Here is a 385-nt window from a genome sequence, read left to right as displayed (position 1 = left end):
GTTTATTTCGAAGGTGCAATTGTTACGTCAAAAGTAGCGGCGATGTGATCAATCTCCCTGGATCGCAAACCGCTTGTTAAAACTTCATCGCCAGTCCACCGTTTCATCCTGAAAAAAGCGCAAAGGCGATATAAATGTCATCCCTGGGGCCATATCTGCAGCTGAATTTCTTGCCGTTGCAGGTAGATCATCATCAATAATATGTTCCGAATATAAAGTAAGACGGGTTAAAAATGTTTGAAAAGCTTCTTCAATTTGATTCGCTGTGATACTGGCGGCCCTTGCAATCCTGACTTTGTGTTTATTAAATTCCTTAGCTAAAAACGAAGGAGCAATAAGATCCGTATTCTCCTGCCCAAATACGATTGATCCAATGGTACCGGCG

At 42.1% G+C, this 385-nt stretch carries 1 protein-coding gene; it reads right to left on the bottom strand.

Annotated elements, in window-relative coordinates:
• Positions 1–84: 84 nt before the first annotated feature.
• On the bottom strand, positions 85–385 hold a 301-nt coding region (locus tag I6F37_RS44580; RefSeq protein WP_225155069.1), incomplete at its 5' end, for a PIN domain-containing protein.

This window comes from Bradyrhizobium sp. NBAIM08, from assembly GCF_020193935.1.
Taxonomy (GTDB): Bacteria; Pseudomonadota; Alphaproteobacteria; order Rhizobiales; family Xanthobacteraceae; genus Bradyrhizobium; species Bradyrhizobium yuanmingense.
This window is presented reverse-complemented; position numbering and strand designations above follow the sequence as displayed.